This window comes from Streptomyces sp. CA2R106 (assembly GCF_037034245.1).
Classification (GTDB): domain Bacteria; phylum Actinomycetota; class Actinomycetes; order Streptomycetales; family Streptomycetaceae; genus Actinacidiphila.
On sequence record NZ_JBAGKC010000251.1, the window covers coordinates 1 to 204 of the forward strand.

Genomic DNA, 204 nt, shown 5'->3' on the forward strand with positions numbered 1-204 from the left:
GCGGGGGCGGTCGAGCCCGGGGACGACGGAGACGACGGGGACAACGGGGTCGCCGCGGACGTGCCGGAGGCGGCGGAGGAGGTCGCTGCTCCGGCCGTTCTCGCGGGGGGTGGGGTGACGGCGTGGGTGGTGTCGGGTCGGTCGGAGGAGGGGCTTGCGGCGCAGGCGGGGCGGTTGCGGGAGTGGGTGGCGGAGCGGCCGGGG

The 204-nt window shown here is 79.4% G+C and carries 1 protein-coding gene; it reads left to right on the forward strand.

Translation table 11 applies throughout. From position 1 onward, the window contains the following. The coding region (locus tag WA788_RS35975) for a hypothetical protein (RefSeq protein ID WP_335984781.1) at positions 1–204 on the forward strand (204 nt) is incomplete at both ends.